Origin of the sequence: Acidovorax sp. CCYZU-2555, assembly GCF_018413525.1 — a bacterium.
Classification (GTDB): Bacteria; Pseudomonadota; Gammaproteobacteria; order Burkholderiales; family Burkholderiaceae_C; genus Comamonas.
The window spans coordinates 26,767-50,957 of record NZ_JAHCDD010000025.1 but is presented as its reverse complement, the minus strand read 5'-3'; the positions used below and the strand labels follow the sequence as shown (position 1 = coordinate 50,957).

Annotated in this window: 22 protein-coding genes and 1 pseudogene; 11 read left to right on the top strand and 12 right to left on the bottom strand. The window is 63.3% G+C overall.

The features are described 5' to 3' along the window. Positions 1-100: 100 nt before the first annotated feature. Positions 101-589, bottom strand: a complete 489-nt coding sequence (locus KHY18_RS10975) for a hypothetical protein (protein ID WP_349630276.1) — start codon at positions 587-589, stop codon at positions 101-103. A gap of 135 nt (positions 590-724) precedes the next feature. On the opposite strand from KHY18_RS10975, the gene KHY18_RS10970 reads away from it, so the two are divergent. Continuing rightward, the gene (locus tag KHY18_RS10970; protein ID WP_213299311.1) at positions 725-943 is read left to right on the top strand and encodes a hypothetical protein; all 219 of its coding nucleotides are present in this window, start codon (positions 725-727) and stop codon (positions 941-943) included. Between the two features lie 420 nt (positions 944-1,363). Here KHY18_RS10970 and KHY18_RS10965 read toward each other — a convergent pair whose 3' ends face one another. From KHY18_RS10965 to KHY18_RS10955, 3 genes are all read right to left on the bottom strand, one after another. Beyond that, positions 1,364-2,182, bottom strand: coding sequence for a hypothetical protein (locus KHY18_RS10965; RefSeq protein WP_213299308.1), 819 nt, complete (start codon positions 2,180-2,182; stop codon positions 1,364-1,366). Positions 2,183-2,393: 211 nt separating this feature from the next. Further along, positions 2,394-2,648: a DUF1799 domain-containing protein gene (locus KHY18_RS27075; RefSeq protein ID WP_349630275.1), complete on the bottom strand. Its 255-nt coding sequence runs from the start codon at positions 2,646-2,648 to the stop codon at positions 2,394-2,396. Next, complete coding sequence (locus KHY18_RS10955; protein ID WP_213299304.1) at positions 2,630-2,860, bottom strand: phage tail assembly chaperone; 231 nt, start codon at positions 2,858-2,860, stop codon at positions 2,630-2,632. The genes KHY18_RS27075 and KHY18_RS10955 overlap by 19 nt, the downstream gene beginning before the upstream one ends. Positions 2,861-3,114: 254 nt before the next feature. Between KHY18_RS10955 and KHY18_RS10950 the strand changes: the two genes are divergently transcribed. The 4 genes from KHY18_RS10950 (at position 3,115) to KHY18_RS10935 (ending at position 5,162) form a co-directional block, all read left to right on the top strand. Continuing rightward, positions 3,115-3,393, top strand: a complete 279-nt coding sequence (locus KHY18_RS10950) for a hypothetical protein (protein WP_213299301.1) — start codon at positions 3,115-3,117, stop codon at positions 3,391-3,393. A gap of 343 nt (positions 3,394-3,736) precedes the next feature. Next, positions 3,737-4,549, top strand: coding sequence for a KilA-N domain-containing protein (locus KHY18_RS10945; protein ID WP_213299298.1), 813 nt, complete (start codon positions 3,737-3,739; stop codon positions 4,547-4,549). An 8-nt stretch (positions 4,550-4,557) separates the two neighbouring features. Continuing rightward, entirely contained in the window at positions 4,558-4,887 is a 330-nt protein-coding gene (locus KHY18_RS10940) for a DCL family protein (protein ID WP_213299295.1), read from the top strand. A gap of 74 nt (positions 4,888-4,961) precedes the next feature. Further along, positions 4,962-5,162 carry a hypothetical protein gene (locus KHY18_RS10935; protein ID WP_213299292.1) on the top strand — a complete coding sequence of 67 codons (201 nt, stop codon included), beginning with the start codon at positions 4,962-4,964 and terminating at the stop codon, positions 5,160-5,162. Positions 5,163-5,288: 126 nt separating this feature from the next. Here KHY18_RS10935 and KHY18_RS10930 read toward each other — a convergent pair whose 3' ends face one another. Continuing rightward, the gene (locus tag KHY18_RS10930) at positions 5,289-5,564 is read right to left on the bottom strand and encodes a hypothetical protein (RefSeq protein ID WP_213299289.1); all 276 of its coding nucleotides are present in this window, start codon (positions 5,562-5,564) and stop codon (positions 5,289-5,291) included. A 282-nt stretch (positions 5,565-5,846) separates the two neighbouring features. On the opposite strand from KHY18_RS10930, the gene KHY18_RS10925 reads away from it, so the two are divergent. Continuing rightward, positions 5,847-6,170 carry a hypothetical protein gene (locus KHY18_RS10925; protein ID WP_213299286.1) on the top strand — a complete coding sequence of 108 codons (324 nt, stop codon included), beginning with the start codon at positions 5,847-5,849 and terminating at the stop codon, positions 6,168-6,170. Positions 6,171-6,405: 235 nt separating this feature from the next. Then, entirely contained in the window at positions 6,406-7,191 is a 786-nt protein-coding gene (locus tag KHY18_RS10920; RefSeq protein ID WP_213299283.1) for an enoyl-CoA hydratase/isomerase family protein, read from the top strand. A 33-nt stretch (positions 7,192-7,224) separates the two neighbouring features. Here the strand turns inward: KHY18_RS10920 and KHY18_RS10915 are convergent, their stop codons facing one another. The 7 genes from KHY18_RS10915 to KHY18_RS10885 form a co-directional block, all read right to left on the bottom strand. Continuing rightward, complete coding sequence (locus tag KHY18_RS10915; RefSeq protein ID WP_213299280.1) at positions 7,225-8,043, bottom strand: amidohydrolase family protein; 819 nt, start codon at positions 8,041-8,043, stop codon at positions 7,225-7,227. Further along, on the bottom strand, positions 8,040-8,615 hold the full coding sequence (locus KHY18_RS10910; protein WP_213299276.1) for a carboxymuconolactone decarboxylase family protein: 576 nt from the start codon (positions 8,613-8,615) through the stop codon (positions 8,040-8,042). Before KHY18_RS10910 ends, KHY18_RS10915 begins: the two co-directional genes overlap by 4 nt. 77 nt (positions 8,616-8,692) lie before the next feature. Continuing rightward, on the bottom strand, positions 8,693-9,661 hold the full coding sequence (locus KHY18_RS10905; RefSeq protein ID WP_213299273.1) for a LysR family transcriptional regulator: 969 nt from the start codon (positions 9,659-9,661) through the stop codon (positions 8,693-8,695). A gap of 98 nt (positions 9,662-9,759) precedes the next feature. Further along, a complete protein-coding gene (locus KHY18_RS10900; protein WP_213299270.1) occupies positions 9,760-10,569 on the bottom strand; it encodes an alpha/beta fold hydrolase in 810 nt (269 codons plus the stop codon). 10 nt (positions 10,570-10,579) lie between these two features. Further along, positions 10,580-11,614 (bottom strand): Bug family tripartite tricarboxylate transporter substrate binding protein, encoded by a 1,035-nt coding sequence (locus KHY18_RS10895; RefSeq protein WP_213299267.1) that lies wholly within the window; start codon positions 11,612-11,614, stop codon positions 10,580-10,582. A gap of 56 nt (positions 11,615-11,670) precedes the next feature. Then, positions 11,671-12,738: a mandelate racemase/muconate lactonizing enzyme family protein gene (locus KHY18_RS10890; protein ID WP_213299264.1), complete on the bottom strand. Its 1,068-nt coding sequence runs from the start codon at positions 12,736-12,738 to the stop codon at positions 11,671-11,673. Positions 12,739-12,757: 19 nt separating this feature from the next. Continuing rightward, on the bottom strand, positions 12,758-13,726 hold the full coding sequence (locus KHY18_RS10885) for a Bug family tripartite tricarboxylate transporter substrate binding protein (protein ID WP_213299261.1): 969 nt from the start codon (positions 13,724-13,726) through the stop codon (positions 12,758-12,760). 175 nt (positions 13,727-13,901) lie between these two features. Here KHY18_RS10885 and KHY18_RS10880 point away from each other — a divergent pair, with 175 nt between their 5' ends. The 4 genes and pseudogenes from KHY18_RS10880 to KHY18_RS27435 all read left to right on the top strand — a co-directional run. Next, complete coding sequence (locus tag KHY18_RS10880) at positions 13,902-15,140, top strand: CaiB/BaiF CoA transferase family protein (protein WP_213299258.1); 1,239 nt, start codon at positions 13,902-13,904, stop codon at positions 15,138-15,140. A gap of 49 nt (positions 15,141-15,189) precedes the next feature. Beyond that, complete coding sequence (locus KHY18_RS10875; RefSeq protein ID WP_213299255.1) at positions 15,190-15,795, top strand: glutathione S-transferase family protein; 606 nt, start codon at positions 15,190-15,192, stop codon at positions 15,793-15,795. A 703-nt stretch (positions 15,796-16,498) separates the two neighbouring features. After that, complete coding sequence (locus tag KHY18_RS10870) at positions 16,499-23,020, top strand: putative Ig domain-containing protein (protein ID WP_213299252.1); 6,522 nt, start codon at positions 16,499-16,501, stop codon at positions 23,018-23,020. 355 nt (positions 23,021-23,375) lie between these two features. Next, positions 23,376-23,795: pseudogene (locus KHY18_RS27435) on the top strand (DUF4347 domain-containing protein); the annotation flags it as partial. Between the last annotated feature and the right edge of the window lie 396 nt (positions 23,796-24,191).

Below are 24,191 nucleotides of genomic sequence, written 5' to 3'. Positions count from 1 at the left end.
ATAAGCGCCACCCCGGTTCGGGAGAAGGGCAGTTGGTGCTCCACTTTGCTGCCGCGGAATGACAAGGCCTTCATCCGGATCGGCCTGCGCTATGGCCCCATCAGCGCGTCGTAGTCTCGCTCACACCCTGCCCCGGCAAAGCGGGCGGCGTCGGCGAAATAACCGGGCGCTTGCAGTTTTCCAGCGCGGGGACCAACTTCACCTCGTAGCCCCCGCGCTGGTCGATCTCGGCCAGGGCCGCGCGCAGCAGGTCAAACGGGTCCGCGTTTTCGGCAAGGGCCTCAGTCGGCATGCTCGGCCGATCTGGGGTTGCCTCACGGCATGCCACGGGCATCTTGACGGCCTGGATCTCCACGCGCGGCGAGGTTGCGCAGCCGGCCAAAGCCAGCGCGGCCAGCAGCAGCGAACCTTGCAAAATCCGCGATTTGTCAATCGACCGATCTTGCATTTTTCGGGATATGTCAACCAAGGCGGCGCGCGTCATGACTTGGCCCGCCCCTTCAACCAGCACGAGAAAAAGCGATTCTTCGATCAGCTTCGCGAACTGCCTGCCGAGGGCACCAAACATCTCGTAATGAAGCTGGTCCACCTCGGACTTGAAAAAGGCCCCCAAATCATCGACACGATTGGTAGATTCCTATCCAGTATCTCTGTGCCCGAGTGAGCTCGATGTAGCTGGCACCGCCCAGAGACCCAAACCACCATCCTAGACCAGAGGACGCCCATGCCCATCCAAATCTCCCACATCTACGTACACGACAAGGAAGGCAAGTTCCACAAAATCGAGTGCAGAACGACCAGACCTGAGTCACCGCGGCCTGGCCTTGCAATCATCAATGGGGAAGATAGATTCTTCCTCAACGACATTGAGTTGAAAGACCTTGGCGAAGGGCGCTACATGACGCCTGATGGACAGGTCCTTGTTGATCCCGGTGACGCCTGACCTAACGAAAAAGCCCTCTTTCGAGGGCTTTGCATGTGTCCAGAGCTCTAAATCATCGAAGCATCTCTCGCTCAAGGGCTTGTTGAAAGCAAACCAAGTCGCTCGATCTGCTGTTTCTTTCGTATGCCGATTGGTAGTGGTCAGCAGACCGCGGGCAATCGAACTGCTTCGGATTTAGCATTTCCCGCTCAAGCGCCTTTTGGAAGCAAACCAGGTCGCTGGCACGACTGCTTCTCTCATAGCGCGTCTGGTAAGTTTCAGACCGCTCTTGACATGACCCGTACGGCGTTTTTTGCGCAAAAACCATCGGCGCGGAGGAAAGCGTCGCCACGGCAAGACATACTGCACTCACAAAAAGTTTCCCCATATCCCCTCCTGTAGTTGGCAGGATGGTAGCAAACCACGCGAGGCGGACAGCCTCTAAGCCTCAGCCACAGATTCTTGTTCGTCTTCTTCAGGCATGAATCGATCATGCAGTTCGATGACTTTGTAGACCACGACCTTGCCGTTGATCGTTTCTGCAACCACATCAACAATAAACGCCTCATTGAAAGGATTCTTATCCGAGAGGACCATGCGGGACTTCAAAGATTCCGTTGCGCAAATCGTCTTCACTGCTTTTGAGGATATCGACTCGATCTTTGCCCGATCTCCGGACCTACTGTCTTTGTCTGCTCGCGCTTGAAACCAGTGCAGAACCACTTTTTCGTGCTTTCCGCTCGTCTTGGCCTTACGCTCACCGGCAATCCTACGTGCCTGATTCTGAATAACGTTGGCTTCCTTGCTGGGAACCTGGAGATAGACATTTCCGGTGACGTTCAGAGTTCCAATATTGAGTTGCGATCCGCCATCCTTGGCGATCGGCTCCACAATTTGCGACACGTTGCTCAGCGTTGAAGGCAGTAGCTCCTCAACCCCAGCGCTATTGACATCATCGCCGGAGAGTCGGCTAACAACATGCTTCAAGAAGCCGGTGAAATCCACCACCGTGTTGACGTAGCTTATGCCATCCAGCAGCAGAGGCGACATTGCGCAGAGCGTTGCGATAACGCTTCCAGATTTGACCTCATTGACATACAACCGCACCTCCGATGCAGTGGCATCAGGATGCTCCCGGCTGATGAAATCCTGGTACTCATTACCAAGTGCGCGCAGACTCTCCGTCAAGTCATTCAGCTCGACCGGGCGAACATTCTTGATCTCAAATTTGAGTTGCGGGTCCACGACTTCTGTTCTCATTGGCTCCTCCGATGGAGCCGATATTACAAGATGCTACAAATGAGGATTTGTTAGCAATACTGTTTAAATATACAGCAAATCGTAGGCCCGTTTGTTTTGAGGTGCTTTCTTACCCTTCGCTCACTTATCGGACTTCGGCGCAAACTCCCGCATCACATCCGTCGCCTCCATGACTGTCAGGTCGTCATACAGGGCGGTCCAAGCATCGACATCAAGCGTCATACCGGTCCATCAGCGGATAGATGCACTCCCACTGCAGGCCCAGAGGCGTGCCGCCCATGGCGGGGGGCTTCCACTTAGTGCCCACACGCCGAAACAGTTCAAGGGCTGGCTCGTTATTGGTCCAAACTTCGAAAATGTCCGAGGTGTAGTCCTCCAGTTCGAACCCTTCCGACCTGGCCTCAGCTTCGGTGATGGCAGGTTCGAACAGCGCGCGGGCGATGGCCTTTAGTTTCCCAGGCGGCACTGGAACAGCGCAATGTCGATCTTGGTGAGGATTGCCTGGATCGGGCCCGGCACCAAGTCTTCGAGCTCCACGATGTTGTCGGCGGTGAGCGGGTCCTCCAGATCCCAGCCGGCAGCAGCCTTGACGATCAGGTCGGCGAGTTCCTTCACGCCCGAACCCACCTGCACAGCGAAGCTGAATTCGGCATCCACGGCCTTACCTTCGGCGCGCACTGCAGCCGAGTATTCATCACGATGGGCGGCCCATGAGGACTACGACCCCTTCCGCCCCATGCCGGACCACTCAGTTCCACAAACGAACATTCGAGCGGGAAACCGTTGACTTCGCATCGTCTAGTGGCAAAGCAGGGCTAAATCTCGCGTGCCGCTAATGCTGGCCTGGAAGGCGGGCTCAATGTGCGCGGACTCGATGGTGTTCTGGGCATCCAAGGCATCAAAACATAACGACAAGATGAGAGGAGAGAGGGATGAAGAAGGCAATGCTTATCGCGGCCGTGCGCGCGGCAATCACAGGATGCGCGACCAGTTCCACGGGCGTGGCACCGATGGGTGATGGCTGGTACATTCTGCACGGATCTGACTTGACTGGCTGGGGCACGCCAAACGAAGTCAAGGCAGCGCTTCTGAAGGAAGCCGGGCAGTACTGCTCCAAACAAGGCAATGAACTGACCCAGGTACATCACAGCGGCACGGAAGCCGGATGGATCAGCTCATCAACGGCTGACGTCCGCTTTCGCTGCAAGTAGCGGCGCAAGTCCCACTGGGCGCGGATTCGATTGTGTTTTGAGGTGCCGTTTTTCGTGACGAGCACTTGTCCGACAAAAGATACAACCTATTACCACTAGCACTCTTGATAAGCGAGTGCTATCGGCAGGCAGCCTCTGTTACACTTCGATCTGCCCAAAAGAAAACCGGCACCCTATCTCTAGGGCGCCGGTGACTTTAAGCAATTTGTCGCAGTCGCGTGTGTCCGTGGAAAGATCCGCTTCTGCTTTCTTGTGCAGCCCTCGATTCTACACTCATGTATACGCTGTTATACATAAAAAGTGTAAATCCAGGCTGCATGGCTACCTGCGCCCAAAGGACGCCATGCCAAACCATCAATACTCCCTAGCCCTTATCACCCATCAGGTGCAAAACTCGACAGTCGAGCAACGTGCCGAAGATGGCTACATCAATGCCACGGCCATGTGCAAAGCTGCTGGCAAGTTGTTTGGACACTACCAAGAGAACGCTTCCACGAAGGCCTACCTAGAAGCGCTTGAAGCGGATATCGGAATTCCGATATCCAAGCTAATTCAAGTACTTAGAGGTGCCAACGTCGCTCAAGGAACATGGATTCATCCCCAGGTGGCCATCCACTTGGCGCAATGGCTTTCGCCCCAGTTTGCGGTTCAAGTGTCAAAATGGGTCTTTGACTGGATGTCGGGCAAAGGGAGTCCCGCAAAACTCCCCTACCACCTTGAGCGCCATCTGTTGAACCAGAACAGGATCCCTCTGGGCTACTTTTCTGTGCTGCAAGAAATGACGAACTTTCTTGTTGGACCGATGGAGGCCAACGGCTACCGCCTGCCGGAAAAATGCATGCCAGACATCTCTCATGCAAAGCTGCTGTGCAAGCATCTTCGGGATGACCATGGCGTCGATACCACGGCGCTCGCGAAATACTCCCATGAATTTCCTGACGGCCGTGTCGTACAGGCCAACCTGTACCCCGTAGAGTATCTCGGTGCATTTCGGCAGTTGATGGCGGAGGTCTGGATGCCCCAGCATGCCGCCGCCTACTTTAAGACTCGCGACCCTGCTGCACTTCCGGCTCTAGACAAGATACTTCTTCTGAGCCAAGCGCAACCTCCGAAAAAGGTTTCGGCAAACAAGTCCAATTTCCAGCGGAAAGCTTGAGGATTACCATGGCCAAGTCAGTAACCCTGGAGAAGTGCGAACGTCACTGGAACACCCAGTCTCTCGCCAGAGACCATTTCGTGCAAATGCTCCATCGCTACGCGCGCGGGCAGACGGTCGCTCATGGCAGCGATCACAACGAGTTACTTGCACTTCTTGAAATCTACGATACGGATAGGACAAAGCGTGGATGCGGTGTTGCATCATTTTTTCTGGACGCGGATCGCGATCACCCCGGCAACACCAACTGCTTTTACATCCTGCGAACTGACGGCAGTAGCGAAGACTTCAGTGTTCACAAAGCGGTGAAGCACGTGTCCCAGTTGCAGAATCCTTGACTCGCCAGAGCCCTTTACTGCGTTCACACCAAGCCACCCTCGGGTGGCTTTCTCTTTTGTGCCACCATATCGCCATGACCTACGCCCCCGCCCTCCAGTTCACCAGCGTCCGCACCCGCGTCGTGGATGGAAAGACGCTCATCGGCCTGAAACACACGGCCAAGGATTCGGATGGCGCGCGGGCTTCGACAGGCTGGGTTGAGATGCCGCCTGAGGATGTGGAGGGCCTGGCCAAAACGCTTCAGGACACGATGGCCGAGGTTGGGCACAAGTAGCGCGTGCCGATCCCAACGCAACCACCTTAGGGTGGTTTTCTTGCGCCCGCAAATACAGCGGCGCTACACGACACTCTCAAAAATATTTAGCAAAGCTATTTACCGAATGATTTAGCACCGCTGCAGTTAATCCATCGCAGCAACAAACGCGTTACGCAGAAGTTGTTCGGTGGGTGGCACGGCATCGAACGGCTTCCCTGGCTCCTTAAAAAGATGCTGGATGAACAGGCGCACTAGTAGAAAGCGCCCCGCCTCTGTGATCTGCCGGCGGAAGCAAACGACAGGGAGCGCACGAACCAATACCTGCGCCCAGAGCCACTGCTGGGCTAGATCAAAAAAGCACTCGCGATCCGGCGCGGTTATCCGGAGCAACGCCAGCAGCAACGCGTTGCGAAGGAGCACCCATGCGAAACACATAGGCCGGCAGACCCGGCCGCCACCTCGCCGCACAGTCTTGCGGAATGTTGCCGACAGGCGAGTTACCCGCGCAAAGGAAGCGCATCAAGCGCACGGGGTACTTAGGGCGTGGCGAGCCCGTAACGCATCAATCCAACCTCAGCACACGAGCCGAGAACGGGGACTTCCGGGCAGGTCCGGGGCCAGTCCGGAGCGCTTTCGCCGAGAGCGCTGCGGGGTGCAAGGCCCGGAATCACTGCGGATAGGCGCGTAGCCTGGCACGGGGAAATGCCGGGATATATCCAGGGCGAAGCTGAAACCCACGGCGAACAGCACACGGACGCAGATTTTGATCTGCAAGCCCCAGCCAGCAGGGGCACCCAATTCAACACCGGCCAGCTTTCGAGCTGGCTTTTTCGTTCCTGGAGTTCTATGAACTCTCGACACCCGCTGTGGTATATCACTGCCGACCCGGTTGTCGGCGCCACCGACTTCGATGACGACCGTGAGGCCGAGCAAGAAGCTCACGAGGCGATGCTGGCCGAGGCTGAGCAGCAGGCGCCGCTGATCGTGCTGGCCCAACTGCAGAGGCTAGAGCAGCCGGGCGGCTAGCTCCGGCCCGGCATCAGCGCCGGGGCACTGTCGTCGCCAGACGAGATTTTCTGCGATGCCAGCCGCGACGCCTACGCCGAGCTCATGACCAACCCTGCGGCGCAGCGCCTGCGTCAGGCCATGGGCGAGGTGCCTGCTTGCTCGGATCCGCATAGCAGAAGTGATGCTGCGGATCTGGCTTGCATGCGGGGCCCTTGGGTAGACTGGTTTTTTGCCACCACCCAAGGGAAGAGACATGAGCGACTGGAAAGAATTGACGCAATTGCGAGTGGAAGTCAGCGATTACATCGCCGTGATGACGCTCGACAGCCCGCCGGTGAATGCCTTGACGCGCACGCTCAATGACGAACTCACCTGGGCCTTGGACCGCGTGTCGGAGATGGACGAAGTGCGCGTCGTGGTGCTCACGGGCGCGGGCAAGGTGTTCTGCGCGGGCGCCGATCTCAAGGGCCGGGCCGAGACCATCAAGGGCCCGGGTGACCTGATGGCCCACTCGCGCCGCACGCGCGAATGCTTTCACGCAATCCGCGAATGCGCCAAGCCCGTGATCTGCGCGCTCAATGGCGTGGCGCTGGGCTCGGGGCTGGCGATGGCCGCGTCGTCCGACATCCTGCTGTGTTCCGACAAGGCCTCGCTGGGCCTGCCCGAAGTCGATGTGGGCCTGCTGGGCGGCGGCCGCCATGCGATGCGGCTGTTCAACCATACGCAGCTGCGCCACATGATGCTCACCGGCTACCGCATGCCGGGCGCCGAGCTGTACCGTCTGGGCATCGTGCTGGAATGCACCACACCCGAAGACCTGATGCCCCGGGCCCTGGCGCTGGCGGCGACGATTGCCTCCAAGAGCCCGGTGTCTACGCGCATGGGCAAGCACACCTTGAATGTGATCGAAGACATGAGCCTGCGCGACGGCTATCGCTACGAGCAGGACATGACGGCGCAGATTGCCAAGACCGACGACGCCAAGGAGGCCCAATTGGCGTTCAAGGAAAAGCGCGCTCCGGTCTTCACCGGGCGCTGAGCCCAGGCGGCGCGCAGCGCGCGCCGTCACCGGTCAGCCGTACAGCCGCGCCGGATTGTCTTGCAGCACCTGGCGAACGCATGCGGCGTCGCCGGCCCAGCGTTTGAAGGTGTCCAGCAGCTCCTGGGCATCGGGCACGGGCGTGACGCGCAGATGCGGCCAGTCGCTGCCCCAGACCAGTTGCTCGGGGTTGGCCTGGAGCATCAGATCATGGAACGGCCGGGCGCGCTCCAGATCGGCATCGCCCAGCACATTGCGGTAGGCGCACAGCTTGACCCAGACCGTGCCGGCTTCGAGCAGGGACAGCAGCGTCTTGAAGCCTGGCGCGTCCACGCCCGCCGCCACGTCCAGGCCGCCCATGTGGTCGATGACGATGGGCAGCGCCAGCTTGCGCAGGCGCGGCGCGATCTCGGGCAGCGTCTGGCAATCGGTCCAGAGTTCGGCATGCAGGCCTTCATTGGCCAGCGCCGGCGCCATGTCTTCGAGGTCTTGCAGCGAGGCGCTGCCCGCGAAGTTGCCGCCCGCGCCACTGCGCTGGCTGAAACGCGCGGCGCGCACGCCGCGCGCGCGCAGCCCGTGCAGGCGGCCCACGGCGTCGGCGCGCAGCACCGCCACGCCGCGCAATTGCGGCAAGGCGGCGAGCGTGTCCAGCAGCAGGCCGTGGTCTTCGCCATAGGCGCTGGGCTGGACCAGCACTCCATGCGACAGGCCCAGGCCCTGCAGCAAGGCCAGATAGTCGGCCTGCAGGGCTTCGGGCGGCGTATAGCTGCGCTGCGCGCCCAGCGGGTACTGCGCGTAGGGCCCGAACAGGTGGGCGTGGCAGTCCCAGCCTGCCGTGATGGCGCCGCTCATGGCGCCCGGCCCTGGTGCTGGGGCAAGGGGAAGGCCGGTTTCTGGCCTTCGGGCAGCGGAATCTCGTGGGCGTTCAAGGTCATCGCGACCATGGTGTAGTAGCCCACCAGCGCCGTGAGCTCGACCACCGCGCGCTCACCGAAAAACTCCAGCGTGGCGGCGTAGGTGGCGTCCGAGACCGAACGCTGCTGATTGAGTTCCAGGGCAAACTGGTAAATCAGCCGTTCTTCCGGCGCGCGAAACGGCGGCGTCGTCTGCGCCAGCAGGGCTTCGAGAATGTCGGTCTCGATGCCGATTTTTTCCGATTCGCGGCGGTGCGCATACCACTCGAACGGCGACTGGCAGGCGCGGCCCGTGACCAGAATGGCGATTTCCGACTGGCGCGGCGTCAGGCTGGTGCGATAGCGCAGCAGCGCGCCCAGCGCCTGCCAGCAGTCGGCCAGCTCGGCGTTGTGCAGGGCGGCGCGCAGCGGGCCTTCGATCTTGCCGCGCGGGCCGGAAACGACTTTGTCGTAGACCTGTCGCTGCGCAGGCGACATCGCCTCGGGGGCGGGTAGTGAAATGCGGGGCATGGGGTCTCCTTGGCTGGTGCAGCCCTGGATTTCACCATGCATGCCGCACGCCTTGTCCCTCAAAGCCGGCAAAGCTGCTATGTCTGCAGCGTGGAACGCCACATTCCCGCGCGCGCCTGCTCGTCGACGATCTGCGCGATCTGCCGCGCGACCGCGGCGGCGGCGCGGCCCGGCCCCTTGTTCTTGGCAAAGGCCATGGACACGATGCGCTGCAGCGGCGGATTGATGATGCGCGCGGCGCTGAGCGTGCCGTCCTGCACTTCGCTCCAGACCGCGTGAATGGGCAGCACGGTATACAGCCGCTCCTGCGCCACCAGCGAGCGCATCAGCGGCAGCGAATCGGCTTCGATCACCGGCACCAGATTCATATGCTCCTGGCGCGCGAGTGCATCCAGCGTGGTGCGCAGGCCGTTGGGCGCGCCCGGCAGGATGAAAGGCAGATCGTGCAAGGCGGAGAACGGCACTTCGGCCGCGGCCGTCAGCGCATCGCCCGCGGGCCCGATCAGATAGCTCTCCACGCTGGCCAGCGCCTGTTCCTGGTCAGACAGCGCATGGCTGTAGCGGTACAGGATGGCGATGTCGACGCGCGCGTCGGCCAGCCACTCCTCGACCTGGCCGCTCGAGCCTTCGAGAATCTTCAGGTGAATGCCCGGGTGCTGGGCGCGGATCTGCTGGAACAGCCGCCCGACGATGGGGCCCGAAATCGATGGCAGCGAGCCCAGCGTGACCCGGCCCGCGGGCTCGCGCGCTTCGCCGCGAATTTCGACTTCGAGCTGCTCGGCATCGGCCAGCAGGTTCTTCACATGCGGAAAAATGCGTTCGCCCACATCGGACAGCGTCATGCCGCGCCCCGTGCGATTGAACAGCCGCGCGCCGCAGTCGCGCTCGAGCGCATTGAGCTGGCGGCTCAGCAGCGACTGGTTGCTGTCGAGAAACAGCGCGGCGCGCGTCAGGCTGCCCAGCTCGGCAATGGCCAGGAAGGTGCGCCATTTCTGCAGATTGGAGGCGATGTCGAGCTGAAGGGTGGTGGCTTTGGCGCTTTGCATTGAGGAAAAGATGACGCATCGGGACGATGCCTGATTAAACCCCAGGCTCGGCCCTGCAGTCAGCGCTATGAACCCGAAGAAGCGTGCCCCCGGCCCTGTCAGTCCGGCAGGCCCGCGACCCAGCGCGCAATCGCGCCGGCCACGGCCACAGGCTGCTCCACCACCAGCGCATGGCTGGCCTGGTCAATCACCTGCACCGTCACGCGCTCGGCGCCCAGCAGCGCCTGCAGCTCGGCGCGGCTGGCCGGCGGGCGCCAGGGGTCGTTCGCGCCCTGCAGGTCCAGCAGCGGCGCATGGGCCACGGTCCACCAGCGGTCCTTGGCGGGCACGGCGCCGGCCGCGCGGTAGAGCGCGCGCAGTTCGGGATGCCAGCCTTCGAGCCAGACCGAGGGATCATTGCCCGGCGCAAAAAACGCACGCCGCAGATGCGCGCAGCGCAGGTCATCGGGATGGCGCGCATCGGAGGCGATGTCAAGCGACTCGGCCATGCCTGGCGGAAAAATGCGCGCCGCCGCGCCCGCGACCACCACGCCGCGCACGCACTGCGGGTGGTCCAGATCGGCGACGCGGGCGATGAAATGGCCGAACGCATGGCCCACCAGCACCGCGCGGCCGCCGCCCAGCGTATTCACGGTGGCGATCACGTCCTGCGCCAAGACGTGCAGCGTGAGATGGTCGAGCGCCAGCGTGGTGCGCCCCATGCCGCGCGGCTGCGGCCGCAGCACGCGGTGGCCGGCCAGCGCCAGCGCGTGGGCCACGGCATCGAAATCGAGCGAATCGCGCTGAGACGACGGCAGCAGCACCAGGCATGGGCCCCTGTCGCTGCCGGGCGCGTCGATCACCACATCGATCTCGCCGCCTTCCACGGCAATCAATTGACGGCTGCGCCGCACTTCAGCGTGTGTCATCGCCGGCCCATCAATCCAGCGTCGCACCGGACTGCTTGACGATGGTGCGCCACTTGGGAATCTCGGCGCGCACCAGCTGGGCAAACTCTTCTGGGCTGCTGGACGCGGGCTCTATGCCCAGATGAATCAGCTGCTTGCGCAACTCGGGCGTGGCCATGGCGCGCACCAGCGCCGCGTTCAAGGTGTCGATGACGGCCTTGGGCGTGTTGGCCGGCGCCATCACGCCCAGCCAGTTGGAGACGTCATAGCCGGCCAGGCCAGCTTCGGCCAGCGTGGGGATGTCGGGCAGCGAGCTGAGCCGGGTGCGCGAAGTCACGGCCAGCGCGCGTGCGCGCCCGCTGCGAATCTGCTCTTCGTAGACGGTATAGGAGTCGAACGTCATGTCGACCCGGCCCGCGAGCACGTCGGTCAGCAGCGGAGCGCTGCCCTTGTAGGGCACGTGCATCATGTTGACACCGGCCAGGGCCTCGAACAGCGCACCCGACAGATGGCTGGAGCTGCCGTTGCCGGCCGAGCCGTAGCTCAGCACGCCGGGCTTTTGTTTGGCCAGGGCCACCAATTCCTTGACGTTGCGCGCCGTCACCGTGGGCCCCACCACCAGCACGCGCGGCGTGGTGTGGGTCAGCGCCACGGGCGCGAAGTCTTTCACCGGGTCGTAGCGCAGCTTGGCGTACAGCGCCGGGTTGATCGCATGCGTGCCCATGGTGGTGAAGAACAGCGTATAGCCGTCGGCGGGCGCACGCGCAACGACTTCCGCCGCCGTGGTGCCGCCCGCGCCGCCGCGGTTTTCGATCACCACCTGCTGGCCCAGCTGCGTGCCCAGGCGCAGGGCCATGCCGCGCGCCATCATGTCGGCCGCGCCGCCCGCGGGAAAGGGCACGACCAGGCGCAGCGGCTTGTCGGGAAAGCCCTGGGCCCAGGCCAGGGCCGGCGCCAGGCCGCAGCCCGCGGCGGCCGCCAGCGCCAGCGTCAACTGCCGCCGGCGCGGATTGGCCAAGGGCGCAGCGCGAAAAATGCCTGCGCGCAGGCGTTGGGAAAATGTCATGGCGCTTGTCTCCTTATTATTGAAATCTGTTGCGGCGCACCCCGCGCCGCAGGTGGTCAGCCCTGATAGCCCACGCCGCAGCCCGGCCCGTCTGGCAAGGACAGGCGCCCGGCCTGCACCGGCAAGGGCGTGAACGGGTCGTCCTGCAGGTGCAGATGTTCGGAAAGCTCGCAGGCATAGGGCAGCGTCTTGGGAATGCAGGCGGCCTGCAGGCTCATGGCCTGCATCAGCGCCGGACCGAACGCCGCCCCGAGCCGGCAGGCGACCTGGCCCGCCTCGCAGATGCGCACGGCTTCCATGAAATGGCGCAGCCCGCCGAGGTTCGTCACCTTGAGGTTGATCACATCGACCACGCGTTCGGACACCAGCCGGAACACATCGCGCACGCTTTGCGCGCTTTCGTCGGCCTCGATGGCCACGGGCAGCGTGCGTGTCAGCAACGCCAGGCCCGCGATATCGGCCGCGGGCACGGGCTGCTCGATCAGCGCGATGTCGTAGCGCTCCATCTTCGAGAAGGCGCCTATCAGTTGCTTGGCGTGGTACGACTGGTTGGGATCGAGCGTCAGCACCACGTCGGGGCCGACAGCGGCGCGCACCGCGGCAATGCGCTCAATGTCGGTGGCGGTATCGCCCGCGAGCTTGAGCTTGAGCTGGCGATAGCCTTCGCCCGCCAGCCGCGCCGCCAGCAGCGCCATGTCGTCGGGGGCTTTGATGGGCAAAATGCGCGACAGCAGCACGCCATCGCGCAGCTTGCCGCCCAGCAGCACATGCACGGGCACGCCCAGGCGGCGCGCGAGCAGGTCGTGCAGCGCCATGTCGATGCCGGCCTTCACGGTGGGGTTGAAGGCCAGCGTCGCGTCGATCTCCTCCATCACCGCGGCAATGTCGTCGGCGCGCCGCCCTATCAGCCGCGGCGCGAGGAACTCCAGCGCCGCCAGCGCGCCCGCGCCATGCGTGGAGATCGCGGGAATCGCGTGCACATAGCCCAGGCCGGTGTGACCGTCCTCGTCTTGCAGCTCCAATACCGCGCCTTCGAGGCGCGGCACCTGGGCGCGCGCGAACTTCCATTGTGGATCGGCCAGCCCCTGGATGCAGGGCTTGACCGTGGCGTGGGTGATCTTCATGGGCAGTCCTTGGCGGGCATCAGTCGAGCTTGATCTTGGCGCTGGCGATCACGCCGCGCCACTTGTCCGACTCGGCCTGCATCAGGCTGCGGTACTCGGCGCTGGTCGACGTGGCGGCGATCGCGCCTTGCTTGAGAAACTGCGCCTTCATCTCGGGCGCATTGATCGCGGCCAGGGCCGCATCGCGCAACTTGGTCTGCACCGCGGCGGGAATGCCCTTCGGCGCGAGCAGCCCGTAGGTGGTCTCCATCTGCACATTCGGCAGGCCCCGCTCCAGCGTGGTCGGCACATCGGGCAGCTGCGGCGCGCGCGTCTTGCCGGCGACGGCCAGCACCAGCAGATCGCCGTTGGCGGCAAACGGCAATACGGGCAGCAGGTCGACCATGGTCATCTGCACTTCGCCCGACAGCACGGCGCTGATCGCCGGCGCCGCGCCTTTGTACGGCACATGCATGATGGCCGTGCCGGTTTCGCGCTTGAACAGCTCGAAACCGATGTGCGGCGTGGTGCCCGCGCCCGCCGAGCTGTAGTTCAGCGTGTCGGGCGCGGCCTTGGCCTTGGCGATCAGCTGCTCCAGCGATGTGATGCCCGATTTGCGGTTGACCACGATCACGCTGGGAATGCGCGCCGCGAGCGTGAGGAACTCGAGCTGGTCCAGCGCATACGGCACCTTGGTGAGATTGGGCATGCCGGCCAGCGGGCCGGGCGCGACCAGCGCGAAGTGGTAGCCGTCGGCCGGCGATTTGGCCGTGGCGTCGACACCAATGGTGCCGCCCGCGCCCGCACGGTTGTCGACCACGACCGCCTGGCCCAGCGAGGCCGCCATCTTGGTGCCAATCATTCGGGCAATGGCATCGGTAGGGCCGCCCGCGGCATACGGCACGATGAGTTTGAGGGGTTTGCTGGGCCAGTTGTCGGCCAGGGCCGCCCCGCTCGCGACAAGGGGGCCTACCGCGGCGATGAGTGCGGCAAAAGTACGTCGTTGCATGGTCTCTGTCTCCTTTTTCGCAAGTCTAGACAGAGCAACCCGCCGCAGTAAGGCCTGCGATTCACAAGCCTGCTATGCGCATAGAAGCATCTCAGAATTGCCGCCCGCACGGCTAGGCGCTGCGCGGGCCCCCACCTAAAGTCCAGGCATTGCATAGCTGACTGGAGTCTTTCTCATGACCAATGCCAAAGTGGCTTCTGGCCCGTTGTCGCACCTGCGGGTGCTCGATCTGAGCCGCATTCTTGCCGCGCCCTGGGCCGGGCAGATCCTGGCCGATCTCGGCGCCACGGTCACCAAGGTGGAGCGCCCGGGCGCCGGCGACGACACGCGCTCCTGGGGCCCCCCCTTCCTCAAGGATGCCGAAGGCAACGAGACCAAGGAAGCCGGTTACTACCTCGCGGTCAACCGCGGCAAGCGCTCGATCACCGTGAGCCTGGACACGCCCGAAGGCCAGCAGATCGTGCGCGATCTGGCGCTGCAGTCGGACATCGTGCTGGAGAACTACAAGGCCGGCACGCTGGCGCGCTACGGCCTGGACGAAGCCAGCCTGCGCAAGCTCAACCCACGGCTGATCTATTGCTCGGTCACCGGCTTCGGCCAGACCGGCCCGCGCCGCGACCAGCCTGCCTATGACTTCCTGATCCAGGCCATGGGCGGCCTGATGAGCGTCACCGGCGAGCGCGACGGCCAGCCCGGCGGCGGCCCGCAGAAAGTCGGCGTGCCCATCGTCGATCTGATGACCGGCATGTACACCGCCGTGGCGGTGCTCGCGGCCGTGGCCAGGCGCGACCAGAGCGGCGTCGGCGACTCCATCGACATCGCCATGCTCGACGTGCAGGTGGCCACGCTGGCCAATCAGGCGATGAACTACCTGGTGTCGGGCAAGGTGCCGCAGCGCAATGGCAATGCCCACCCGAACATCCAGCCGCAGGACGTCTACGCCTGCGCCGATGGCGACGCCATTCTGGTGGTCGGCAACGACGGCCAGTTTGCCAAGCTGTGCGCGGTGCTGGGCCATGCCGAGTGGGCCGAGGACGAGCGCTTTGCGACCAACGCCCAGCGCGTGCGCAATATCCAGATCCTGTCGGCCATGCTGCGCCACGAGTTCGCCCAGCGCCCGCGCGCCGATCTGATCGCCGCGCTCGACGGCGCGGGCGTGCCCTGCGGCGCGATCAACTCGGTGCCCGAAGTGTTCGAGGACCCGCAGGTCAAGGCCCGCGGCATGCTCAAATATGTGCCGCATCCCTGCGGCGTGCAGGTGCCGCAGGTCTCCAGCCCCATGCGTTTCGCGCATACCCCGTTGCAGGACCTGGCCGCCCCGCCCTTGCTGGGCCAGCATTCGCGCCAGGTGCTCGAAGAGCTGGGCTACTCGGCCGAGCGCATAGACCAGCTGCAGGCCGCGGGCGTGCTGTAGCACGCCACGCATCCAGGCCCTTTTTCCGTTTTTACCTTTCTATTTTTCTATGCAACTGCACTGGTCTCCCAAATCGCCTTATGTGCGAAAAGTCATGATCTGCGCCCATGAGCTGGAGCTGGTCGGCGAGCTGCAGCTGGTGCGCTCCGTCGCCGCCATGCTCAAGCCCAATGCCGCGCTGATGCAGGTCAATCCGCTGTCGAAGATTCCCGCGCTGGTGCTGGACGACGGCCGTACGCTGTTTGATTCGGTGGTCATCTGCGAATACCTCGACAGCCTGGCGGGCGGCGCGCTGTTCCCTCAAGACGGCGCGCCGCGCTGGGCGGCGCTGCGCTGGCATGCGCTGGGCGACGGCCTGCTCGACGCCTTGATTCTGTGGCGCAATGAACGCGAACGCGACGTGCCGCTCACGGCGCTGCTGGCGGCCTTCGAGCTCAAGACGACGGCCAGCCTGCAGCTGCTGGAAAGCGAAGTCGAGGCCCTGGTCGCCAGCCCCTTCGGCATAGGCCATCTGACGCTGGTCTGCGCGCTCGGCTACCTCGACTACCGCTTTGACAGCTTCGGCTGGCGCGAACAGGCGCCTGAGCTGGCCGTCTGGTTTGCGCAAATGCAGCAGCGCCCGTCGGTGGTGGCGACCGAGCCGGTGGAAGGCTGAGGGCGGGGCACTCGCGCCCTGCACCGGGCGTGCGCCCGCGCTGCGCGTGGCATGGGTCCGCAGCGACGCGACCCATTCGCGTGGCGTGAACGCGCAGAAAAGATGGAAAATGCGCGCGCCGGCGACATTCTGACGATTTACCCAATCTTTGGAAAAAGATAATCCACAGCATCTGCGCTGCTTGTAATTAATGGCTAGCCCATTTTTTGTGACGACATGTAGTTGCCACAGGCCTTGCCGTACAATGGCGAACGCGTGCAAAGCCGTTGAACAGCGACGGAAAAAACCAAAAGCGATAGCAAGCTCGCGCACCTGGATGCGGTTTTTCAGCCATATTGCCGCGCAACGCCGGCCATGGGCGGGCTGAATGCGCATCGAAACATAGACCACTTCAGCGTCACCAGTCTTATCACTGAAAACTTGTAGTAAGTTTTGTTGGCTGTTAGAAATCGTTTCACAGCCGGAATTCAAAAAAGTGTTACCCAAATCATTGGGTGGCACCCTCGTACGTGCCGGCTGTAAATATGACCCGGGATCCCGCGCTAATCAACGTCTGCTCTTTTGCTGTTGGAAATTGCGCGCGCTTTGCTCTGCTTTGGCGCCCCGATGAAGGGGTCTTGGTGGGCGGCTCCCAGGATTTTTGAACCCACGGGGACATGCCGCCCGGTGCAGCATCTCCAGCATCCTGCGAAGAAGCCTGCAAGTGAACCAACTCTCCATGGAGCCCAACGCGCGCGGCATTTCTGCCCCGCCCCAAGCAATATTCTTTGTCTTCGACAACCTGCCCGATTGGCAGACCCTGGCAGCCGCCGTGCCGGATGGCGCTGAACTGGTGGTGCTGGATGGCAGCCAGGATGGGCTGGACCAGATCGCCGCGCACCTGCAGGGGCGCAGCGACATCAGCGCCCTGCATATCCTGAGCCACGGCGAAGCCGGCCGCGTGCAGCTGGGAAGCAGTTCATTGGGCGTGCAGGAGGCGCAGGCGCGCGCCGATTTGCTCGAGCGCATCGGCAGTTCGCTGACCGCCGATGGCGACATCCTGCTGTACGGATGCGACGTGGCCAGTGGCGCGGCCGGCCAGCAGTTCATCGAGCAACTGGCGCGGCTGACGCAGGCCGATGTGGCCGCATCGGTGGATGCCACCGGCTCTGCCCTGCGCGGCGGCAACTGGCAACTGGAGGCCCAGGCCGGAGAGGTGGCGCTCGCCCATGCGCTGGGCGCGCAGGACACGCTGCAGGACTATGCGCAGCTGCTGGCGGTGAGCTACTCCACTGCGAACAATCCGCTCTCCGCCGTTTCCACCCAGGGGCAGTCCACCATCGTCGGTGACTTCGATTCGGACGGCGATGTGGATGTACTGACGTACAACGCCCCAGGCAATACCTCCTTGCTGTTTTACCGCAACGACGGTTCCGGAATATTCACCGCAGTCGATTCCGCCGACGCCAGCAGCCCCTTTCGCAACCTGGCGCTGGCCGACCATTTCTACAATTCGGAAACCACCTATGTGGCTGATTTCGACAACGACGGCGATCTCGACATCTGGGACTACGGCGGCGATGACCATCTGCTGAATGCCAGCCCCAGTGTCAACGGCCCGGGCTTCTACCTGCGCAATGATGGCGGCATCTACTTGCGCCTGGCGCTCGATGACAACCCGCTGAAGGACGTGGACTCCTTCAAGGATTTCGCCATCGACGGCGACTTCGACAGCGATGGTGACGAGGACGTGCTGGCCGTCAAGGAAGGCGGCCTGGAGATGGAATATTTCCAGAACAGCGGCTCGGGCATTTTTACGCAGCTGGCGTACGCCCTCAGCCCGTTCAGTGGCGTGGCCATCGCCGACCAGTTCTACAGCGCGTCCAACACCCATGTGGCCGACTTCGATGGCGATGGCGACCTGGATATCTGGGATGCGACCGGTGATTTTGCCCATGGCGGCACGCCGGTCTACCTGCAGAACAACGGCGGAACCTATGCGCGCCTGAGCGCTGCGGCCAGTCCGCTGAAGAACGTCGCGCTGACCGACAACCTGGCCTACGCCATCGTGGGCGATTTCGACACCGATGGCGATGTCGATGTGCTGGCTTTCAAATCTGACGGCCTTACGCCGGAATTCCTCAGGAACAACGGCAGCGGCGAGTTCACCACGGTCGCGCTCGCGGACAGTCCGTTTGCCGGCATCAACCAGCCTTACTGGAATCTGCCTGAAACCTATGTCGCGGACTTCGACAACGACGGCGATGTCGACATCTGGGACTACCGCGGCCAAACCGCCGGCATCTATACCGAGCAGCTCGGCGCGCCCCCCAACCTGTCTTCCGCCACGCCGGTGGACAACAGCATCGACGTACATCCCGGTGCGGCCCTGGTGCTGCAGTTCGACGAAGTCATTGCAACGGTGGGCTTGGGCTCCATTCATATTTACCGCAGCAGCGACGACGCGCTGATCCGCAGCATTAAGGCCAACAGCCTCAACGTGACGGGCACTGGCAGCACCACTCTCACCATCACGCAGCCCGCGCTGTTGGCGGACCTGACCGACTACTACCTGCTGATCGACAACAATGCCTTCGGCGACGTGGAAGGCAGGATGTTCCCCGGCATCTCGAGCAAGACCCAGCTCAATTTCACAACGGGCGTCGCCAATGTCGCCCCCACGGCGACCAACCTGAGCCAAACGGTCGCCTACACCGAGGACCCCGGGGCCAGCGTGGCGCTGGGCGACATCGTCATCACCGAGCCCGACAGCGGCGACACCCTCACCGCCACCTTGACGCTGAGCAATGCCGCAGCGGGCGCGCTGACCACCGGAACGTTTGGCGCCGCCACCTCCTCCTATGCCGCTGGAGTCTGGACCGTCAGCGGCACGCTCGCCGACGTCAATGCGGCGCTGGCCTCCGTGGCTTTCACGCCCGCGGCCCATTGGGACCAGAACATCACCATCACCACCCGCGTGCGCGATGCCGCCAACGCCGGTCCTGCCGACGGCAGCATCGCGTTGAATGTGACCGCCGTCAATGACAACCCGACCCTGGCCAACCCGGTTCAAAACCAGAACGCGACAGAGGATTTGGCGTTCAACTTCCAGTTTGCGGCCAACACATTTGCCGATGTGGACACGGGCGACACGCTGGTCTACAGCGCCCAACTGGTGGGCGGCGCAGCCCTGCCCACCTGGCTGAACTTCAACGCGGCCACGCGCAGCTTCACCGGCACGCCCGCCAACGGCGACGTAGGCACGCTCAGCATTGAGGTCATGGCCAAAGACGCCAGCAACGCCACCGTGACCGACAGCTTCGACATCGTGGTGGCCAACACCAACGATGCGCCCACCGTGGCCAATCCCATCGCTGACCGCAACGCCACGGAAGACGCCGCCTTCAGCTTCCAGTTCGCGGTCAACACGTTTATCGATGTCGACGTGGGCGATACGCTCAGCTACAGCGCACAGTTGGCAGGCGGTGGAGGGCTGCCGGCATGGCTGGCCTTCGATGCCGTCACCCGCACTTTCAGCGGCACGCCCGCCAATGGCGATGTAGGCACCGTCGGCATAGACGTGATCGCCGCTGACGGCAACGGCACCAGCGTGACCGAGACTTTCAACATCGTGGTGGCCAACACCAATGACGCTCCCACGGTCGCCAACATCATCCCCGACCAGAACGCCACGGAAGACACGGCCTTCAGCTTCGCGTTCGGCATCAACACTTTTGAAGATGTGGACGTAGGCGACACGCTCAGCTACAGCGCGCAATTGGCCAGCGGTGGCGCGCTGCCGACATGGCTGGCCTTCGATGCCGTCACGTGCACCTTCAGCGGCACGCCTGCCAATGGCGACGTAGGCACGCTCAGCATCGAGGTGAGCGCCAAAGACGCCAGCAACGTCACGGCGACCGATACCTTTGTCATCACGGTGGCCAACACCAACGACGCTCCCACGGTCGCCAACGTCATACCTGACCAGAACGCCACGCAAGACGCTGCCTTCTCGTTTGCATTCGACGTCAACACCTTTGCCGATGTGGATGTGGGCGACACGCTCAGCTACAGCGCGCAATTGGCAGGTGGCGCAGGGCTGCCGACATGGCTGGTCTTCGATGCCGTCACGCGCACTTTCAGCGGAACGCCCGCCAACGGCGACGTCGGCACGCTCAGCATTGAGGTGAGCGCCAAAGACGCCAGCAACGTCACGGTGACCGACACTTTCGACATCGTGGTGGCCAACACCAATGACGCGCCCACCGTGGCCAACCCCATCGCCGACCAGAACGCCACGGAAGACACCGCCTTCAGCTTCGCCTTCGACGTCAGCACTTTTGAAGATGTGGACGTGGGCGACACGCTCAGCTACAGCGCGCAATCGGCGGGCGGTGCAGGACTGCCGACATGGCTGCTCTTCGATGCCGTCACGCGCACCTTCAGCGGCACGCCCACCAATGGCGATGTAGGCACGCTCAGCATCGAGGTGATCGCCCAAGACGCCAGCGGCGACACCGTGACCGAAGCCTTCGCTATCACCGTGGCCAACACCAATGACGCCCCCACGGTCGCCAATCCCATCGCCGACAAGACCGCCACCGAGGACACCGCCTTCGTCTTTCAGTTCGCAGCCAATGCTTTTGCCGATGTCGACGTGGGCGACACGCTCAGCTACAGCGCGCAATTGGCAGGCGGTGGCGCACTGCCGACATGGCTGGCATTCGATGCCGGCAGCCGCACCTTCAGCGGCACGCCCGCCAACGGCGATGTGGGTACGCTCAGCATCGAGGTGAGCGCCAAAGACGCCAGCAACGTCACGGTGACCGACACTTTCGACATCGTGGTGGCCAACACCAACGATGCGCCCACCGTGGCCAACCCCATCGCCGACCAGAACGCCACGGAAGACACCGCCTTCAGCTTCGCCTTCGACGTCAGCACTTTTGAAGATGTGGACGCAGGCGACACGCTCAGCTACAGCGCGCAGTTGGCAGGCGGTGCATGGCTGCCGACCTGGCTCGCTTTCGACCCCATCACCCGCACCTTCAGCGGCACGCCTGACAACGCCGCTGTAGGCACGCTCAGTATTGATGTCATCGCCAATGACGGCAACGGCGGCCTCGTGACCGAGACTTTCGACATCGTGGTGGCCAACACCAACGACGCGCCCACCCTGGCCGTTCCCATTCCCGACAGCAGCACCACGGCGGGCCGCGCGTTCAACTTCCAGATCGCCGCCAACGCCTTCCTCGACGTAGACGTGGGAGATATCCTGGCCTACACCACCGCGCTGACCGGCGGCGGCGCCCTGCCCGCCTGGCTGAGTTTCAATGCGGCCACGCGCACCTTCAGCGGCACGCCCGGGCCCGCAGACGTGGGCACCCTCAGCATCGACGTCAGCGCCGGTGACGGCCATGGCGGCACCGTGACCGATACGTTCAGCCTGCTGGTGATGACGGCGCCGCCACCGCCCGTCACGCCGCCGAATCCGCCGGCACCCGCGCCCGTGGATGGCGTTCCGGTCACCTCTGCCCCCGGCGACGGCGGCACCACCATCATCACCGTTCCGGTGGTCGCGCCCACGCGCCCGGACAGCCCGGACTCGCCCAACGCCGGACTGGCCGACATTCCCCTGGTCAAAGGCAGCGACGGCCACACCATCCTGCAGGTCAGCGTCCCGGTGGGCGTGGCGCTGCAAGCCCAGGGCCTCACCGCCCCCGTGACCGGCAATGCCGCGGCAGTCGAGCTGGACCTGCGCATTGAGCGCGCTGCCGGTGGCGACGCCGAACTGATCAACAGCGCGCAGGTCTTCCTGGCCGCGCTGAACCCCTCGGTGCCCCTGAACATCCAGACCATCACCGCCACCGTGGGCGCCAACTTCAACCAGAGTACGCCGTTTGTCATCAGCGGCAGCGCCGTCGCTGGCGACGGCGCGCAGGCCGTCATTCTCGATGCGCGCGCCCTGCCCAGCGGCACCACCATCCAGGTCGACAACATCGACTTCATTGCCGTGGTCGGCAATGTACGGCTGGTGGGCGGCGCCGGCCAAAATGTGGCCAACGGGGACGGTGGTGCCCAGTACATCGTGCTCGGCCCCGATGACGACATCATCCACGGCGGTGGCGGCAACGACACCGTGGGCAGCAAGGGTGGAGACGACCAGGTCTACGGGGATGCGGGCAACGACACCGTGTTCGGCGGCGCGGGCAATGACCTGCTTTCGGGCGGCAGCGGCAGCGACAAGCTCAACGGCGGCACGGGCTTCGATGTAGCGCTGCAGGAAGGCAAGCGCAGCGATTACTCGATCACGCTCGACGGCACGGGCATCAAGCTCACGCATATCGCCACCAGCGTCGCCGACTGGCTGGTCGATGTGGAGCAGGTGCGCTTCGAGACCGGGCCCATCCTCACCGTGGCCCACAGCGCGGCCGAGGAAGCCGCGGCTTTTCTGTTCCAGCAATGGATGGGACGCGATCTCACGCAGGCCGAAGGCGCGGTGATACAGACGCTGGACGGCTTGAGCGCCTTGCAGGTGGCAGACCTGTTCGCCCAGGTGTTCCCGCAGCAAGCCGGCGGCAAGACCGCGCAGCAACTGCTCGAAGGCATGGAAACCGCGGGCGCGATCCGCGTGGATGCAGCGCGCGAGACCGCGTATGTGGGCGATGCGGGCAACAACACGTTCACGCCCCCCATGGGCCTGGCCTGGACGGTGGATGGCGGCGCGGGCATAGACACCATCGTCATCCCTGCGACCTTGGCGCAGATGCATGTCGAGGCGAGCGCGGCCGGCCACACGCTGCAGCGCATGACCGATGGCGCGATGCTGGAGCTGGTCAATGTGGAGCGCGTGACGCTCAGCGACACCCAGCTGGCCCTGGACCTCGACGGCCATGCGGGCGAAGCCGCAAGGCTGATAGGCGCCGTGGGCGGCCCAGCCTTGCTCGACAACAAGCCGCTGGTGGGCGAAGTGATTCGTGCACTGGACGCGGGCATCAGCGCGCAAAGCCTGGCGCAACTGGGCCTGCAATTGCTGGGCGCAAACACGTCCGGTCAGGTGACGCAGCTGCTGTGGACCAACGTGGTGGGCAGCGCCCCCACGCCCGCGCAGCTGCAACCGTTCATCGACATGATGGCCCAGGGCGTCACGGGCGGTGAACTGGCGGTGCTGGCCGGCAATCTGGACCTGAACGCCGTGCGCATCGACCTGGTGGGCCTGGCGGACACGGGCATCGAGTTCGCCTGAGCCGTTGAAGCACCGGGCAGGCGTGGACCACGCTGGCCCGGTGTTGCGACCGAAGGCGTTCGGCAGCACCCGCATTTCAGCCATCGGCATGTTCTGAAACACGGAGCAAGCGCCGCACGGAAATCGCCATCCGCGACTGCGTCGGCACGTGTGGCGCCGTAACTTCAAACGACTGAAAGTTCCACAAAAAACGGGGAAATCCACAGAATTTTCTTGGGGTTTTGGCCATGGCTCCCTAAAATTGGTAACGCCTTGCAACACAAATGGTATTTTTCACACATGTTGTGAAGCTAGGCATTGCCCCCTTTGTGGGAAAAGACCATTGATCCTCGCCGGGTCACCACTTGAGCCGCCCATGACCTCAATCCAGCAAAATCAGCGCACTCTGGCCTTCGTTGTTGACGACATTCCCGATTTTGAATCTGTGTGCCATGCGCTTCGCAAGGAGCACGAAGTCGTGGTGCTGAGCGCCGCGGGCAACGCACTGCAGCAGATGGCGGCCCATGTGCAGGAACATCCCCGGCACAGCTGGTCAACGATACACATCCTGAGCCATGGCGCGGCGGGCGAGATCCGGCTGGGCAGCCTGTCGCTGTCTCTTTCCACGCTCGAGAAACAACTCCCAAGCCTTTGCCGCATTGGCGAGGCGTTGGTGGAGGATGGTGATCTCTATTTTTATGGCTGCGAGATCGCCAAAAATTCTGCAGGCAGAAAGCTGGTCGCGGCGATTGCCGAATGCACGGGCGCAAACGTCGCGGCCTCGGAAAATCTCACCGGCTGCGCGTTGATGGGCGCTGACTGGAAACTGGACTTTATCGTCGGCCAGCCCCATTCGGCCCCCATTGAGGTCGCCTGCTCTGGAATATTGGCTGTCGCCCAGGTCCTTGCATTTCCATCCACCAGCATCTGGGTCCGACCAGGCGAGGCGAGCTATACATGGACATGGGGCTTGGCAAATGGCTCCATCCCCATTTCCAAAATCACTTTTTATAATATCCCGGCTTTCAGTTGGAACCTAGATTACGGTCGATTCGAATACAGCAACAACGGCGGACAAAACTGGACAACATTCACCGTCAACACGGATGGGGAATATATGTCGGTTGCGGGCACGGTTTGGCGCTTCGTCAGCACTCGTGTTCCCGCAGGTTCCGAGCCCAGCAATCAGGCC

What these genes read in the sequence shown, in the direction of transcription:
- KHY18_RS10970 (WP_213299311.1), top strand. Translation starts at nt 725, where the DNA reads ATGCCCATCCAAATCTCCCACATCTACGTACACGACAAGGAAGGCAAG.
- KHY18_RS10965 (WP_213299308.1), bottom strand. Translation starts at nt 2,182, where the DNA reads ATGAGAACAGAAGTCGTGGACCCGCAACTCAAATTTGAGATCAAGAAT.
- KHY18_RS10950 (WP_213299301.1), top strand. Translation starts at nt 3,115, where the DNA reads ATGAAGAAGGCAATGCTTATCGCGGCCGTGCGCGCGGCAATCACAGGA.
- KHY18_RS10945 (WP_213299298.1), top strand. Translation starts at nt 3,737, where the DNA reads ATGCCAAACCATCAATACTCCCTAGCCCTTATCACCCATCAGGTGCAA.
- KHY18_RS10940 (WP_213299295.1), top strand. Translation starts at nt 4,558, where the DNA reads ATGGCCAAGTCAGTAACCCTGGAGAAGTGCGAACGTCACTGGAACACC.
- KHY18_RS10935 (WP_213299292.1), top strand. Translation starts at nt 4,962, where the DNA reads ATGACCTACGCCCCCGCCCTCCAGTTCACCAGCGTCCGCACCCGCGTC.
- KHY18_RS10925 (WP_213299286.1), top strand. Translation starts at nt 5,847, where the DNA reads ATGCCGGGATATATCCAGGGCGAAGCTGAAACCCACGGCGAACAGCAC.
- KHY18_RS10920 (WP_213299283.1), top strand. Translation starts at nt 6,406, where the DNA reads ATGAGCGACTGGAAAGAATTGACGCAATTGCGAGTGGAAGTCAGCGAT.
- KHY18_RS10915 (WP_213299280.1), bottom strand. Translation starts at nt 8,043, where the DNA reads ATGAGCGGCGCCATCACGGCAGGCTGGGACTGCCACGCCCACCTGTTC.
- KHY18_RS10910 (WP_213299276.1), bottom strand. Translation starts at nt 8,615, where the DNA reads ATGCCCCGCATTTCACTACCCGCCCCCGAGGCGATGTCGCCTGCGCAG.
- KHY18_RS10905 (WP_213299273.1), bottom strand. Translation starts at nt 9,661, where the DNA reads ATGCAAAGCGCCAAAGCCACCACCCTTCAGCTCGACATCGCCTCCAAT.
- KHY18_RS10900 (WP_213299270.1), bottom strand. Translation starts at nt 10,569, where the DNA reads ATGACACACGCTGAAGTGCGGCGCAGCCGTCAATTGATTGCCGTGGAA.
- KHY18_RS10895 (WP_213299267.1), bottom strand. Translation starts at nt 11,614, where the DNA reads ATGACATTTTCCCAACGCCTGCGCGCAGGCATTTTTCGCGCTGCGCCC.
- KHY18_RS10890 (WP_213299264.1), bottom strand. Translation starts at nt 12,738, where the DNA reads ATGAAGATCACCCACGCCACGGTCAAGCCCTGCATCCAGGGGCTGGCC.
- KHY18_RS10885 (WP_213299261.1), bottom strand. Translation starts at nt 13,726, where the DNA reads ATGCAACGACGTACTTTTGCCGCACTCATCGCCGCGGTAGGCCCCCTT.
- KHY18_RS10880 (WP_213299258.1), top strand. Translation starts at nt 13,902, where the DNA reads ATGACCAATGCCAAAGTGGCTTCTGGCCCGTTGTCGCACCTGCGGGTG.
- KHY18_RS10875 (WP_213299255.1), top strand. Translation starts at nt 15,190, where the DNA reads ATGCAACTGCACTGGTCTCCCAAATCGCCTTATGTGCGAAAAGTCATG.